The sequence below is a fragment of the Candidatus Chordibacter forsetii genome (assembly GCF_964187505.1).
Taxonomy (GTDB): Bacteria; Verrucomicrobiota; Verrucomicrobiia; order Opitutales; family Seribacteraceae; genus Chordibacter; species Chordibacter forsetii.
Window position 1 is genome coordinate 21,885 of sequence record NZ_CAXLML010000075.1, and the last position, 14,928, is coordinate 36,812.

Genomic DNA, 14,928 nt, shown 5'->3' on the forward strand with positions numbered 1-14,928 from the left:
TCTCAATTGCTAAAACTAAGGGACCCCACTAGGTACATTAAAACCATGATCGTTTCGCATATACAGCTCCCGAGCCTACCTATTTTCATCTATTAATACTGGAATGAACGATCCTTCCGGATATGAAAACTGGACCGCCTACTTGATGGCCTTACTTGCGGGATTGATCTACGCGGGCGGGGCTATTGCCGGGAAAAAAGCACTCGAACTCGGACGTGGACAGGTAAGAACCGTAATTCTTTCCAACCTTATTTTGTCGGTCTGTTTTATTCCCCACTTTTTCCTATCTCCAGGATGGCCAACTCTTAAGGAATGGATCACCGGGTCCGGGCTCGGGGCGATCTTTCTTCTCGCTCAGGCACTGCTTTTTCGTGCCCTGCGTGCAGGGGATGCCTCAATGGTCTCTCCCCTCATGGGGATCAAGTCGATCCTTGTCGCCTTCTTTATTGTCATCCTCGGCTTTTCACACCAACCCCTATCCACCGACACCTGGATTGCAGCGGGTCTTACCGCAGTTGCAGTTGGATTGATCGGTTGGCCTGCCAAGAACAGTGGACGGGCCAGTGCCAAAGGAATTCTACTCGCCCTGGCATCTGCCGCTGCCTTCAGTTTGCTCGACTCCATGGTTCCTCACTTTAGCCACCAGACGGACCCCGTGCGTATGCTCTTTTGCATCTTTGGGTCCCTTGGTTTTCTTACGCTCATCCTCCTACCCTGGAAAGAGGAACCTATTTTTAGCCGTGGTAACCCGGGGGATAACTGGGCCTGGCGGAGTGGTCTTTTAATCGCGGTTCAGGCCGTCCTTATGTCCACTGCCATTGCCTGTTACCGTGTGCCCACCGAAGTAAATGTGGTTTATTCAAGCCGGGGTTTATGGACCCTGCTTTTCGTGGCCTGGTTAGGAAGCAGGCTGGGGTTAACTGAGGGATCCCTCACTCCCTGGGTTAAAGCAAGAAGGCTTGCTGGTTGTATCCTACTTGGAATCTGTATTCTTTTAATCGCCTAAGGTTTTTCGTCACTCTGTAAATCTGTGCGGATCCGCTCGAGCAGAATATCCTTAATCAAAGAATGGTCCCCTAAATTTTCGGATCGTTCGATCCGCACCCCATTTTTTTCGAACGGTTGGCAGATTTCCGCAAGATCTCCATCGGGACCGGCATGCCTCCCGGGAAGAAGAAAAAATTGTGAAACCACGATTTCCCTGGCTCCATCGGCGACCCAACGGGAGAGTAAATTCTCGAGTAAGGGATCATTAAAATCGTACTGCGGGCCTGGCCTTCTTTCCATGGCGCAGGTGGAAAAACCAGAGACCACCGAGCTGATCATTTTTTCCATTTCGCTACCCACATTCTCTCGAACCTGGTTGACTTCAGGTAACGGGGTGCCGTGATCGACCAGAGCGACATACGGAAGAGTAAATCCTGCCCGTATGACTGCTCGGTGGCAGAGTTCAGAAATTGCTCGAACCAAGCGATCGTCCCCCGGCTGATACAATGGTTTGAGAATGCGAAATTTACGCGTCTCCGCTTGTTTATCTTTCCAAAGTTGGAGATTTTCGGGCAACCAATCGGTGATGGCGAGACTGGGGCCGAGAAAAAAGGGTAAAGCTCGGATTTCATCAATTGTATCTGCCTGTGGAGAAGATAAAAATTCCTGCATCGATACACCCGGCTCACCATCCAAGCGGTTGGGATCAATTTTGTGGGAATGCATAAGTCCAAAGGGACGTACCCGATGCCCAGAAGATTGTGACAACTCTTGAGCGATTTTACGCATTTGTAAAACAGACCCCGGTCGCAACGATCCATTATCAATTAAAAAATATTCCATCATACCACCCTTTTCCCATTGACGAACAACCGAGCGCGTGCAAGGAAATATATAGAAGTGGTTAAGATGATGGGTCTTAGCCCAAACATTCAAAGCGGGAAATAAAAAACATGAAATCAAATGTGTGGTTATTGTGCGTGGCATTATTGTCAGCTGGATTTATTGGTTGTTCCAAAAAGCAAGCCCTGTCCCCAGAGGACACTGCGTTGCTTAAAGGAGGAACCCGTGGAACTTTTGTAAATGGAGACGGGACTAGCGGAGAAGATGAGGATTTACTCTCTCCGGTCGGAGCTACTATTACTGGCTTAACCGGCGATGGCCTGGCACCTCAGGACCCGTTCTGGGGAGATAACCTCGCCAACGGTGAGCGTCCCTTTGAGCCGATCTTTTTTGGATTCGACCAATACAATGTTGGAGCAGAAGAGCGGGCAAAACTTCAGGATGTGGCTGCTTACCTCGACGCCAATACAGACGCCCGTATCCTTGTTGAAGGATACTGCGACTGGAAAGGTACCCCCGCTTACAACAAATCTTTGGGAGACCGTCGGGCTTCAAGTGTCAAACAATACCTCGTCGATCTCGGAGCAGACACCAACCGGGTTGACATCCTCTCCATGGGAGATGAGCTTGCCACTCCCGATGCAGACTCCACCACATCCGCCTTGGAACGCAAGGCCCACTTTGTGGTGCTGAGCGGTTCCTGATTAATGCTCCGTTTCCCGGGCCTCTTCGGACTGGCCTTGCTCCTTGCTTGGTCTGCTGGTTGCTCCCGCACTGCGGTTCCAAAAAGTGAATTATCGAGATCAGCCCCTGTGGGTGATCTCAGCGGAATGATTTTGGATCGGGGAATTGAACAAAACCTCGTTTCCCCGGTAGGACAACCTGTAGCGGGTTTATTGGGTACTCCCGACCTCCTCCAACCTCGTAATCCAGAACACGAACTATTTTCCGACCCGGGAAATTCCATTCGTCCATTCGAAGCAGTCTATTTTGACTTCGATCAATTTAACCTTTCTCCAGAAGAGCGTGGAAAAGTAATCGAATTGGCAGGATTTCTGGCGGAAAACCGGGATGCTCGTCTGCTCATCGAAGGGTATTGCGACTGGAAAGGTACTCCTGCATACAACAAATCACTGGGCGAGCGACGGGCAAACACGATTATGCAGTACCTTGTTGAGTTAGGTGCCGACCCTCGCCGGATTGATACCCTTTCCATCGGGGATGAAGCTGCGATTCCACAAGCTTTGGAAAACCAAACTCGCTTAGACAGACGGGCGGAATTTGTAATCTACAAAGGAAACTAATCCGCATCTCAAGCATTGCGGGTCGCCTGAAGGGTTCTGAGAAACTCAGGTCTTTGCCAAGCCCAGGAAAAATTCCTCAAAAGCAGAGATCGCCTTGTTCATAATTTCGAGGTTAAAACTTTCATCAGGGGCGTGCAAATTATCCTCATTGGTAAATAAACCAAGCATCAAGGAATCAAGCCCCGCGACCTCTTTTAAATCCCGAATAATGGGAATACTCCCACCCTCCCGCAAGTAAAGGGGACGCGATCCGAAAGCTTTCTCAATACAGGCCTCCGCGAGAGGAAATGCTTTTTTGAGAAGAGGTTTGGCGTGCTCATCGGCTCCGGGTTTGCCAGGGGGCATAATCGCATAGGGATCTCCCCCACCCTTCGCTTCGACTTCTACACGAACCGCAGGGGGAAAGGCAGCCTGTAATGCAGCCTCGACTTTCTGGGCAATATCCTCAGCTGATTGATCCGGTACCAGTCGGCAGGTAATCTTGGCAAATGCTTCAGCTGGAATCACTGTTTTAGAGCCCTCTCCCTGGTAACCTCCTCCCAGGCCATTAAATTCGAGAGTCGGGCAAAATCGGATTGCTTCCAAAGGCGAATAGCCCGGTGGCGGGTAAAAGTCGGGAGCACCCAAAAACTCAGCATAAGCCGCCTCGGTGATGGGCAATTTACTCAGTTCTTCACGCTCCCAATCCTTGGGAACCTGAACCGCATCGTAAAAGCCTGGCACAGTTACCCTGCCCTTATCGTCGTGCAGGGACGCACAGGCACGCGCCAAGGCCTGCAAGGGATTAAGTAAGGCTCCGCCATGCACGCCTGAATGTAAGTCCTGCCTGGGCCCATAAACCCTGACCTCCAAAGCAACCAGGCCACGCAAACCGGTGGTCACAGCCAATTGCTGGGGCCCCGGACTGCCCGTATCTGAAACCAGCAGAAAATCTCCCTGTAACCTGTCTTTTCCATCCTCAAGAAATTTTCGAAAACTCGGGCTGCCAATTTCTTCCTCTCCTTCGATTAGGTAAGTAATACGGAGGGGAAGATCTGGGTTCTTTTTAAGAGCCCTGGCAAGAGCAGCCATATGGACGATTTGTGGCCCTTTATTGTCGGCTGCCCCCCGACCGTATAAACGCCCGTCTCTTTCTACGGCCTCGAAAGGTTTGGAAGTCCATAAATCAAGAGGATCGGGAGGTTGAACATCGTAATGTCCATAGATAACAATACCGGGCCAGGAAGGATCTCCCCGTGTTCCCACGATTACAGGATGAATGGGGGTATCGACCAGTTCCACAGCAAACCCCAGTTCACGAAGCATGGAACAGGCACAATCCCGGGCCCCGGTAACTCCCTCAGAAAAGGAAGAGTCTGCCGAGACGCTGGGATGAGCGACATAACGCCGCAAGGCCTCGACCGGATTTTCGAGTAACAGACTCATCCTTTGCTTCGCTCTCCCCGCGCTTGTTTTGCCTGCCGGTAAAGACCAAGTGCATGGTCCATTTTCTCCTCTAAAAATTGAATACGGTTGCCCGGGTTTGGATGGGTGGACAGAAATTGAGGCATCCGTTTTCCTTTGTTCTTTGCTTCCATTTTTCGCCAAAAACTAATTGCACCTCTTGGATCGTAACCAGCCATAGCAGAATAATACAAGCCTCGATGATCAGCCTCCATTTCGTTTTCCCGGCTAAAGGGCAAGGCTACCCCAACAGTGGACCCAACTCCGTAAGCTGCCCGACCAAGCATCCGATCGGTCGAGCTTTGGTTGCGCAGGGCAACATCAAGAATGACACCCCCCACCCCAAGTCCGATCGCCTGGCTCATTCGCTTGTTGCTGTGTCGCAATGCAACATGAGCAATCTCATGGCCCATGACCGCAGCAATCTCATCCTCATTACCCGCAGCCAGATCAATCAAACCGCTATTCACCCCCACTTTTCCACCGGGCATAGCAAAAGCATTGGCATCGCCCTTTTGAAAAACCACAAACTCCCAGTCCGTACCGGGCAAATCGACCTGGGCAACGCCGGCAATCCGTTCACCAATTTCCTGAATCATTTGTTGGTGGGATTTGTTGGAGGAGACCGTTTCCTTCTTCTTCATTTTAACAAACTCTTTTTTGGAACGGTTGGCTAGGTATTCATCGGAAAGCATAGCTTGCCCACAACCGATAAGTAAAAAAGTGTAGGCAAACAGACCTAGCACGGTCCATTGAAAAGCTTGGGGAAAAAACCTCATTAACTGATTATTTTTAACGCAGTTCAGGATAGAGACAAGAACCGATCAATGCTTAAAATGGCGATTTTTGGTAAAGACCATGGCCAGGTTACGCTCATTGGCAGCGGCAATCACTTCCTCATCACGCACACTTCCGCCCGGTTGAATAGCGGCAGTTGCCCCCGCCTCGGCCGCGGCAATCAAGCCATCAGCAAAAGGGAAAAAAGCATCCGACGCCACCGAGGATCCAGTAAGGGAGAGTTCAGCCTCGCCCGCCTTCCAAACCGCGATGCGAGAGCTATCCACCCGGGACATCTGCCCGGCGCCAACTCCCAGGGTACACTCATCCCCGGAATAAACGATCGCATTACTTTTGACATGCCTGACCACCCGCCAGCCAAAAAGCATCGAGCGCCATTCCTCCTCGCTGGGTTGACGCTTGGTCACCACTTCAAACGCCTTGGGGTTAATTTTTTTCTGATCCCTATCCTGAGCGAGATACCCTCCGGGTACGGAGCGTATTTCCTGTAAAGTCTCGGCTCCAAAACCCGCTTTGGATATGAGGAGTCGTAAATTTTTCTTTTTGGCAAAAACCTCGCGGGCTTCCTCGGTAAACCCAGGGGCAATAATAACTTCACAAAAGATCTCCCCTATCTTTTGGGCCAAACCCAGGTCTAAAGTATTATTGACCACAATAATTCCTCCAAACGGGGCTTGACGATCGGTGGCGTAGGCCCGCCCCCAGGCAGTTTCCAAATCATCTGCAGTGGCAACTCCACAGGGATTAGTGTGTTTGAGTATGGCCACGGTTGGACGTTCAAATTCTCCGATTAAATAGGCGGCAGCAGAGACATCCAATATGTTGTTATAGGACAGTTCCTTTCCTTGTAACTGTTCGAAATGATCGAGGAATTGTCCGTAGAGGGCGGCTTGTTGATGAGGATTTTCTCCGTAGCGCAAATTCATCCCCTTGGAAGACTGGATTTCGAGGCTTTTAGGAAAGCCGGAGATGGCATCCAAATCAGGAATCTCATCATCCTGCTTGTTTAAATATTCACTGATCGCCCGGTCGTAGGTAAAAGTTCGGGCAAAGACCTTCTGAGCAAGTTGGCGACGCAAATCCCCTGCTTCTGCTGGTGGACTTCCCAGAGAGTTTAAAACTTGTTGATAATCTGCCGGGTCGCAGACTACGGTTACATCCCGATGATTCTTGGCCGCACTGCGCAACATCGAAGGCCCACCAATATCGATCTGCTCGATCGCCTCGGCAAAGCTAACCCCCGCCCGGGCAACGGTCTCTTCAAACGGATAAAGGTTGACCACCACCAGATCGATCATGCCAATTCCATGCTCCTGGGCGGCAGCCTGGTGCTTGGGGTCATCGCGTAAGCAAAGCAAGCCCCCATGAACTTTTGGGTGGAGAGTCTTTACCCGACCATCCATCATTTCGGGAAAGCCGGTATGGTCGCTAACATCGGTAACTGGCACCCCTTCCTCCCTTAACAAACGGGCTGTTCCCCCAGTGGACAGCAGGGTGAAATCATGGTGATCGACCAAGGCCCGGGCAAAGGAAACAATCCCGGTCTTATCGCTTACCGAAAGCAGTGCAAATTTGGACATCAAAAACTTACTGCAAGTCAATGGGTTTCGGGCAAGGATTTTCCACCAATTGTGGACAACTCGTTGAACTCGGTGAAAAAGAATTGGTCAAACATGCGCGCCCTGCTATGGTTGTTTTCCTTAATCAACCGTGCAAGAAGACAGCAAAGAACTGAACGGTCTCCAAGCCAAGCTCGACAAACTCGTCCATCACAAGGAAAAGTCTGCCGTTCAGGGAACTCATCTGCATGCCTTCATATATTTCGTGACCATTCGCAACCTGACTGAGTCCACCATTACCCTGCTGGGCAGAAAATGGATTCTCGTCAATGAGGATGGCACCACCACCGTGGTCGAGGGGGATAAGATTGTGGGAGAATGCCCCGTGCTTGAACCCGGCGGTTCTTTTTCCTACAACAGCTACCATGTAACCCATCTATCGGCAGAGGCCCGTGGGTCATTTCACGGGGTCGACGAGCAGGGAAATAAAGTACATGTCCGCATGGATTCATTTCGTTTGGAAGTCCCTATTGATTCATCTATTCCTCCCTCTACTTCGTGAAATTTACCGACCTTAATCCCCACGGTGGAATCGGGGCAAATTGTACCTATTGCCAGATCGGGCCCTTTCGTTTTGCCCTCGACTCTGGGCTGCACCCCAAGCATGCGGGTAACGATTCCGTCCCCCGGCACGACCAGATCGATCCAGACGGCCTCGACTTTATCCTCCTGACTCATTGCCACCTCGATCACCTGGGTAGCCTGCCCCTGCTTTCACGCAAAAATCCGCGGGCACCCGTTTTTCTTAGCTACCCAAGTTCCATCCTGGCCCGTCGCATGCTTTCCAACTCTCTCGCGGTGATGAAACGTCAGCGCAGTGAACTCAACCTACCCGAACTTCCTCTTTACGGACGTGCCGACCTTCTTGCCCTTTACGACCGTATGGAAATTATCCCCATTGAAGAACCTGTGGTGTTCGAGAAAAATGGGCAGGCCATTGAAATCACTGCCTACCATGCCGGGCATGTTGCCGGGGCCGTATCCTTCGAGCTCACCCACCAAGGAAAGAGCGTCTTTTTTACCGGGGATTTATTATTCAATGATCTGCGCACCCTCGACGGAGCTCAACTACCCCGCCACCCCGTCGACCTTCTGGTCATGGAAACCACGCGGGGTGGTGCCGAACGTCCGCCTGGTCAGCAAAGAGAAGGAGAAATTACTCGTCTGCTCGAAGATATTCGCAAAGCCCTCTCCCGTGGAGGATCCGTACTCATTCCCGTTTTTGCCCTGGGAAGGATGCAGGAAATGTTGGTCGTCCTTGACGAAGCGAGAAAAAACAAGGTCCTTCCCCCCACCCCGGTGTTTTGTTCTGGCCTGGGAATGGACCTGGTCAATCACATCCATCAAATTTCCCAGAATTTCAACCGGGTACATTTTAAACGCAAAGTTTTGCGCAGCCTTGGGGCCCAACCTCTTCCCCGCCGTTTACAACCCGGCGAACCCCTACCCATGAGAGGAATCTACCTCGTAAGCAGTGGAATGCTGGTAGAAAACACCCCCTCCTACATGCTTGCCTCCTCCATGCTCGGTGACGATCGCAACGGGCTCTTTTTTGTGGGCTATTGCGATCCTTCCACTCCCGGTGGACAATTGCTCGAAACCGAGCACGGGGAAGATTTCTTGTTCGATGCCATCGATATTCGCCAGAAAGTCCGTGCATCTGTACACCGGTACGACCTGAGTGGTCATGCCGACCGTGACGAACTCCTTGCCTATGCCGAGGCGGTTAGCCCGCGAAAGATAATTCTCCATCATGGAGACCCCGATGCCCGTGCCTGGTTTTTACAAAAATTTAAAGAGCGTAACCTTCCTGCACTCGACCCCGAACCTTTAATTGAATATGATGTCTAACATGAACGAACCTACCGACCTAGCCTCCCAACTTGATCAAATTTTTGAACGCCCCTCCGGACGGGCTCTCGATGAAATGCGTGCCGTTACTTTTGAGACCGGTATTGCCCCCCATGCCAACGGCTCCGTGCTTTGTTCCTTTGGCAATACCCGGGTCATTTGCTCGGCTATGATCGAAGACCGGGTGCCTGGATGGATGCGTCAGCAAAAGATTCAGGGAGGTTGGCTTACTGCCGAGTACAGCATGCTTCCGTACGCCACCCTTACCCGCAAAGACCGTCCAATCAGCCGGGGCCGCCAGGATGGAAGAAACATCGAAATCCAACGATTAATCGGACGTTCCCTCCGGGCCGTGCTGGACCTAAAAAAACTTACCGACAAGACCCTGTGGATCGATTGCGATGTTATTCAGGCAGACGGAGGCACGCGTACTGCCTCGATCACCGGAGCCTGGTTAGCCACTCGCATCGCAGTCAATGGATTGCTTGAATCTGGAAAGTTGAAGGAAGACCCAATCCGGGACTATCTCGCTGCAATCAGTGTGGGTGTATACCAGGAAAAATGTGCCCTCGATCTGGACTATCCCGAGGACCGCGATGCTTCCGTAGATGCCAATGTCGTCATGACTGGGTCTGGTGAATTCGTAGAGGTTCAATCCTCCGGCGAAGAAGCCACCTACACCCGGGAACAATTGGACGAGCTCCTTGGTCTCGCAGAAAAGGGAATTGGTGAATTAATCGAGGCCCAAAAAGCTAAACTAAATTAGAAAAATTGCTCTTTTTAGAGTTTGGCAGTTGAATTGGATAAGCTCCATCTAACTTTTTGCGACCGACCACTTCTCGCTACCTTCCCGAGAAGGAAAAAAAAGATTAAGGCTAAGACGAATTACCTGCCAATTCATTGCCCTGCTTTCGGGGTTTACTCGATTGGCTAAATAATTGAGGAATCCAACAATCGAGCTCCTCCTCTGCCAACCAACTGTAAGCCTTGCGCAAAGCATAGAGCGTAGCCAGGGGAAGGAGAATGGCCAGAAGGATGATTTTTTCGATCATTAGTACAAATAGAGCGGTCAAGCTTTCCATAATTTCGGAAAAATGATCGCGGAAATAAACCAGAGCATTCTTGAGTGCCCTTGTTCTTTTCTCCATCCACTCCGCATAGTGGGAAACCTTGTTTCCAATATCCCTCAAGAAATCAGGTAATAGAGAAAGGTGGGGGGCCGTGCTGGCTGTCTTTCCCTCAAGAACCGGGCTATCAGTCTCAAACTCCGCCCATGCCAACTCTCTCATCTCTGCCAACTGCCCTGCCTGCTCCTCGATGCGTGGATCAAAATATTGATGATTAAGCTGGGAACCGAGAAAGCACAACACCGGGGTGGATACACGAAGGAGTAAAAGCAGAAGGGCCAAACGTCCGCTCAAACGGGCAAACCTTGCTCCTTTGCCAACCAGTAAACATCCCAAAAAAACACACAGGGCCAGGTAGAAGGGAAATACCCCGTACTGATTAATGATTCCCAGCACAATCCGCTGGACACCCAACAGAGCCATCGAATGGACGCAAGCCTCCGACAAGCGTTCCACCGCATCATTTATGGGATCAAGAATCTGCCCGGCTTCATACTCAATCCCCACACCCCAAGGGCTAATACTGATGCTCGATTCCTGCAGTGAGGATACACCGCCGTTAATTACCCGGCAGGTCGCATAAGTCGAGGCAGAGAGTACAATACTTTCGTTCAAATAGCTCTTAGCATAGGTCTGGTTGGCCGGAGCGATCCAAAAATAATCAAGCAGGGCAATCACGGCGAGCAACCCGATCACCCACCCCATTCTTGCTCTCAACAAACCCATGATAGGTTATTGAAGGGTGGAAAATTCAAATTGGCAACCCCAGTCCTTTTTCTGATCTTCAAAGTTTCTAATATTTTTCTAACCAGCCCAAAGAATTTAAAAACTTGTCCATCTCTTGTAAGGTCTTCAAGTATCCACCTCCCGGCTTTCCTTGGTTAAAAAAACCATGGGATTGGCCCGGATAAACCACCAGTTCCGAACGATTGCCCAGTTTGCGCATCTCATCGCGGAACTTTTCCGCGGTGGAAACCGGGATCAATCTGTCCTGATCCCCCAGGAAAACGATGGTCGGGGGCATACCTTCCCGCAGGTTGTGCATCGGGGAAATTTCCCGGTATCTGTCCTTCAATTTTGGATACCCAAAGCCACCGGGTCCGTTGTCGTAGACTGGGTTGAAGAGAACCAGGGTATCGGGCAGGCAGGAGATGGAAAGATCCTCCCCTTCTTCATTTAAACCTGGCACAGTAGCCACTGCCGCAGCCACATGTCCCCCAGCGGATCCTCCCCCCGCTCCAATCCGCTCCGGATCAACTCCCAGCTTGGCCGCATTTTTACGGATCCAGCGAAGAGCAGACTTTCCATCCATCACACATTCGAAAGGTGTGGTATTGTGCCTGGATTTCACCCGGTACTCGGCTGCCATTGCCACCATTCCACGATCCGCTAGGTATTCGCACTGGGGATAAAACTGGGTTGGCGTGCCCCCGGCCCATCCTCCGCCAAAGAAAAAGACGATGGCAGGCTTGGGCGCTGCTCCCGAAATATGAGCTGGGGAACGAAAAATATGAAGATTCAGGGAATATCCATCCACCTCCTTATAGATTTGCAAATCAGGATCATCCGCCCACAGGACAGAGGTAAGAAACAGGGTAAGAAAACTGCAAATAGATCTCATGGATGAATCCATCTAGCGGGTAGAAATCTTTTGGGGAATGTATTTGGGGTTTCGCTTGGAGGGCACCGGAGATCCGGTCCGTTTACGCCAGGCATACATATCCTCCTTTAAAGCCTGTAACCTCTTTGGTTTTTCCAATGCAAGGTTATGGGTCTCGCCAGGATCGTTTTCGAGGTCGTAAAGCAAGAGCGCTCCATCCTCAAAATATTCGTGCAGTTTCCATTTTCCTTTCCGGAGCACAGTACCCGGACGGGTGCGAAACTTGGCGTCACGAGACTGGTCCTCCTCGCCGGCATAGTTTTGTAGGTAAACCGGAAAGTGCCAGTAAAGAGTACGATCTTTAGGAAACGATCCCTTACCCGTAAGCAAAGGAAGTATACTCTTTCCATCCAATACCTTGCCCGTCGATGGGCTCGCCTCAATTGCATCCAAAAAAGTGGGGTAAAAATCAAGTCCGGTCACAGGCACCGAGCAAGTGGAACCGGCTTCCACCACTCCAGGCCAGCGTACTGTTATCGGCACACGAATTCCCCCCTCATAATAAGAACCTTTCCCTGCCCGCCACGGGTCCTGTTTCGATAATTTTCGGATTCCTCCATTATCTGAGGAAAACAAAACAATTGTATTATCCCGCAAACCAAGTTCATCGAGGGCTCCCATCAAACGACCCACATTTTCGTCCAGGCACTCCACCATCGCCGCATAATCGGCGTGCACTTGCTTGTTGTTTTTATATTTTTTCTTGAGATCGGGACGACCCTGTAACGGGGTGTGAATGCTGTAAAAAGGGAAATACATAAAGAAGGGATCATCTTTAAATTTCTCCAAAATTGTAATCGCCTCATCGGTCAAGCGGTCGGTAAGGTATTCTCCTTTCGGTCCATCTTTGAGGTTAGGGTTTTGATAAGGACTGAAATAGGTAGGGGGAGCCCCTCTTGTATTTCCCCCCACATTAATATCAATCCCTTGGTTGGTTGGGTCTTCTCCAAGGTGCCATTTTCCCAATTGGGCGGTACGATAACCTACTTTTTTAAATTCCTCAGCGATGGTGATCACCTCATCTTCAAGATGCATCCGGTTGGGCGTGGGAATAAGCATGCGATCCTTTGCATCTCCCCGCTCGGATGTACCCACGGTGTAAACTCCGGTGCGCACCGCCCATTGCCCACTAAAGCAAGCCGCACGGCTAGGGGCACAATTGGCAGCCGGAGCATAGCCATCCGTGAAGACCATACTCTCATTGGCTAGACGGTCGAGGTTGGGCGTATGGTAGAGCTTACTGCCCATAAACCCTACATCCATCACCCCTAGGTCATCTGCGTTGAGGTAGATCACATTCAACGAACCCTGCATGGGGAGACAACCCAAGGTCAGTAATAAAAAGTGGGCATATAATTTAATAAATCTGTCCATTCTTTGAAATTCACCAAGAAATCACCGAAAGAACAAGAGCGATCTGATGTTTAAAGGATGATTTTCGGATAAGGAATTCGTAAGCGAGTGAAACGATTTGATCTAAGTTTATAAATTTAGCAAAAATAACCTAATAAATAACATAAATATATAATATATTTTACGAATTTATAATAATTTAAAAGAAATTTTAATTTTGTTATTGGTTTGGCGTATCATTTGTTGATTAAGTGTTAATACCCTACAACCATGCTTTTTAAGCAAACCAACAGCCCACAGACAAACACTCTTCGTTTCACAAAGATGAAGGGGGATATGTTGGTATATCCATTTCACCCAAACCAAGTCTTACGCACGCGTAAGTATTAATTATTCCTAACTCCTAAGTTTCATCGGTTATCCATCGCTCCAATCCAATCTAGCGACCTTCTTTAACAGAAGAGATATGATGGCACCCTCAAATAAGGTGTTATGTGGGGTGGTTTTAAAGGCTAATAGGTGTTCTTTTGCGTGCTCAGGCACGCTTTCTCTCACGCGCTTGCTGCCATGTGCTCGCCACCAGCTTTTTTCCCATTCGCTCATGGTTGGGAATTTTTCCTTTTAACCCAAGCAACTCTTTGCCCTGCCCTTAACGCTACGCTCAAAATTATATCATGAGATCGATACGCATCCATAAAGCCCTCCTTTTCACCCTTGGCTCGCTGGTTGGCACCACCGCCGCCATTGCCCAGACCATCATCCCGGCCGGTTTCGGGGCGATGAGTGTAAACCAACCTTCGCGGGAGACGGCGGTGCTTACCGGAGTGTTGAACAGCACCGGTGGGCAGAACCCCACAGTGAAAATCCGCTGGGGAGATGAGGACAGAGGAACTGCAGTCACCCCCTCCACCGCCTGGGACAACGAGGAAACAATTTCGACCAACCAGGCAGCCGGTACCTTTTCCACCACCATCACCATCCCCAATTTGGAAAAGGTGTATTATTTCCGGGCAATTGCATCCAATTCCGGGGGAACGGTGGTCAGCCGTAGCCTGGGTGTGCTTCTCCCCTCCGCCCCTGTGGGGGTAGCCAATTTGCAGGGTCGGTGGGACTTCGACAGTGAAAATGCCAACGACTCCTCCGGCACCGGCCGCCACGGAACCGCCAAAAAGCTTTTTTCTCCCTCTGAAGTATCCAGCATGAACCTATGGCTGGATGCAGCGGATGCATCCACCATCACTCATTCCTCCAATGCCGTCAGCCAATGGAATGATAAGAGTGGTAACAGCAAGCATGCAACCCAATCAACCGCCGATAACAAGCCAAGTACCAATACGGCCACTCAAAATGGTCTAAATGTAATAGACTTCACCGGCGATTTCTTGGTTAGCTCGATCAACATCAATCGTTCCACTATGGCTGATCTTTCGATTTTTGTTGTGTTTGCTTCAAAATCGACAACTGGTGAAGGTTCTCTTTTTGGATCCGACAATGGAGGATGGGATAGATTAGCAACCCTAAATTTTGATGCCAACTCGGTGGCCAAGTGGGGTGTAAGTAATGCAGGAGGAACAACCCCATTTGAGTCTACCCGCACTCCAGACACGGATTACCACATCCTATCTATTATTTTAGATACTGGAGTGACCAATGGAAGTTCCGTTTCCTTGGATGGTGCCTCTTCAACTGACTTCACCGAGGCCGCAGGTAATGCGGGAACGAACACAACTGCCATTGGAGCACTTTCACCATCTGGTAATTATCCAATGAGTGCTTATCTATCGGAAATAATTTTTGCCGGTTCTACTGTTTCCGATTCTGAACGCCAAAAAATCGAGGGCTACCTCGCCCACAAGTGGGGCTTGGCCGGTTCCCTTGCCTCTAGCCATCCTTATAAATTAGGAACTCCCATTTCAAGTGGATCTCCTAGTTTCATAGCTGAT

Annotated in this window: 15 protein-coding genes; 7 read left to right on the plus strand and 8 right to left on the minus strand. The window is 50.2% G+C overall.

Going from position 1 to position 14,928, the window contains the following annotated elements:
* Positions 1-103: 103 nt before the first annotated feature.
* Positions 104-1,006 carry an EamA family transporter gene (locus ACKPQ4_RS03435; protein ID WP_407679812.1) on the plus strand — a complete coding sequence of 301 codons (903 nt, stop codon included), beginning with the start codon at positions 104-106 and terminating at the stop codon, positions 1,004-1,006.
* Here the strand turns inward: ACKPQ4_RS03435 and ACKPQ4_RS03440 are convergent.
* Entirely contained in the window at positions 1,003-1,833 is an 831-nt protein-coding gene (locus ACKPQ4_RS03440) for a sirohydrochlorin chelatase (RefSeq protein ID WP_407679813.1), read from the minus strand. The two genes, ACKPQ4_RS03435 and ACKPQ4_RS03440, sit on opposite strands and share 4 nt — an antisense overlap.
* 107 nt (positions 1,834-1,940) lie before the next feature.
* Here ACKPQ4_RS03440 and ACKPQ4_RS03445 point away from each other — a divergent pair, with 107 nt between their 5' ends.
* Entirely contained in the window at positions 1,941-2,534 is a 594-nt protein-coding gene (locus tag ACKPQ4_RS03445) for an OmpA family protein (protein WP_407679814.1), read from the plus strand.
* Between the two features lie 3 nt (positions 2,535-2,537).
* Entirely contained in the window at positions 2,538-3,134 is a 597-nt protein-coding gene (locus ACKPQ4_RS03450) for an OmpA family protein (protein ID WP_407679815.1), read from the plus strand.
* Positions 3,135-3,179: 45 nt separating this feature from the next.
* Here ACKPQ4_RS03450 and ACKPQ4_RS03455 read toward each other — a convergent pair whose 3' ends face one another.
* From ACKPQ4_RS03455 to purH, 3 genes are read right to left on the minus strand one after another with little or no spacing between them, the layout of a single operon-like run.
* Positions 3,180-4,559, minus strand: coding sequence for a M20/M25/M40 family metallo-hydrolase (locus ACKPQ4_RS03455; RefSeq protein ID WP_407679816.1), 1,380 nt, complete (start codon positions 4,557-4,559; stop codon positions 3,180-3,182).
* Positions 4,556-5,356 carry a M48 family metallopeptidase gene (locus ACKPQ4_RS03460; protein ID WP_407679817.1) on the minus strand — a complete coding sequence of 267 codons (801 nt, stop codon included), beginning with the start codon at positions 5,354-5,356 and terminating at the stop codon, positions 4,556-4,558. The genes ACKPQ4_RS03455 and ACKPQ4_RS03460 overlap by 4 nt, the downstream gene beginning before the upstream one ends.
* A gap of 45 nt (positions 5,357-5,401) precedes the next feature.
* Positions 5,402-6,955, minus strand: coding sequence for a bifunctional phosphoribosylaminoimidazolecarboxamide formyltransferase/IMP cyclohydrolase (gene purH, locus ACKPQ4_RS03465; protein ID WP_407679818.1), 1,554 nt, complete (start codon positions 6,953-6,955; stop codon positions 5,402-5,404).
* Positions 6,956-7,085: 130 nt separating this feature from the next.
* Between purH and ACKPQ4_RS03470 the strand changes: the two genes are divergently transcribed.
* The 3 genes from ACKPQ4_RS03470 to rph are packed head-to-tail and all read left to right on the plus strand — an operon-like array spanning position 7,086 to position 9,611.
* The gene (locus ACKPQ4_RS03470) at positions 7,086-7,496 is read left to right on the plus strand and encodes an ApaG domain-containing protein (protein ID WP_407679819.1); all 411 of its coding nucleotides are present in this window, start codon (positions 7,086-7,088) and stop codon (positions 7,494-7,496) included.
* Positions 7,493-8,845 carry an MBL fold metallo-hydrolase gene (locus ACKPQ4_RS03475; protein ID WP_407679820.1) on the plus strand — a complete coding sequence of 451 codons (1,353 nt, stop codon included), beginning with the start codon at positions 7,493-7,495 and terminating at the stop codon, positions 8,843-8,845. The genes ACKPQ4_RS03470 and ACKPQ4_RS03475 overlap by 4 nt, the downstream gene beginning before the upstream one ends.
* Before the next feature lies 1 nt (position 8,846).
* On the plus strand, positions 8,847-9,611 hold the full coding sequence (rph, locus tag ACKPQ4_RS03480) for a ribonuclease PH (protein WP_407679821.1): 765 nt from the start codon (positions 8,847-8,849) through the stop codon (positions 9,609-9,611).
* Positions 9,612-9,720: 109 nt separating this feature from the next.
* On the opposite strand, the gene ACKPQ4_RS03485 is transcribed toward rph, so the two are convergent.
* The 4 genes from ACKPQ4_RS03485 to ACKPQ4_RS03500 all read right to left on the minus strand — a co-directional run bounded on the left by ACKPQ4_RS03485 (position 9,721) and on the right by ACKPQ4_RS03500 (position 13,588).
* Entirely contained in the window at positions 9,721-10,698 is a 978-nt protein-coding gene (locus ACKPQ4_RS03485; RefSeq protein WP_407679822.1) for a hypothetical protein, read from the minus strand.
* 67 nt (positions 10,699-10,765) lie between these two features.
* On the minus strand, positions 10,766-11,605 hold the full coding sequence (locus ACKPQ4_RS03490; protein WP_407679823.1) for an alpha/beta hydrolase: 840 nt from the start codon (positions 11,603-11,605) through the stop codon (positions 10,766-10,768).
* Complete coding sequence (locus ACKPQ4_RS03495) at positions 11,606-13,006, minus strand: sulfatase (protein ID WP_407679824.1); 1,401 nt, start codon at positions 13,004-13,006, stop codon at positions 11,606-11,608.
* Positions 13,007-13,402: 396 nt separating this feature from the next.
* Positions 13,403-13,588 carry a hypothetical protein gene (locus ACKPQ4_RS03500; protein ID WP_407679825.1) on the minus strand — a complete coding sequence of 62 codons (186 nt, stop codon included), beginning with the start codon at positions 13,586-13,588 and terminating at the stop codon, positions 13,403-13,405.
* Positions 13,589-13,659: 71 nt separating this feature from the next.
* Here ACKPQ4_RS03500 and ACKPQ4_RS03505 point away from each other — a divergent pair.
* The coding region (locus ACKPQ4_RS03505) for a hypothetical protein (RefSeq protein WP_407679826.1) at positions 13,660-14,928 on the plus strand (1,269 nt) is incomplete at its 3' end.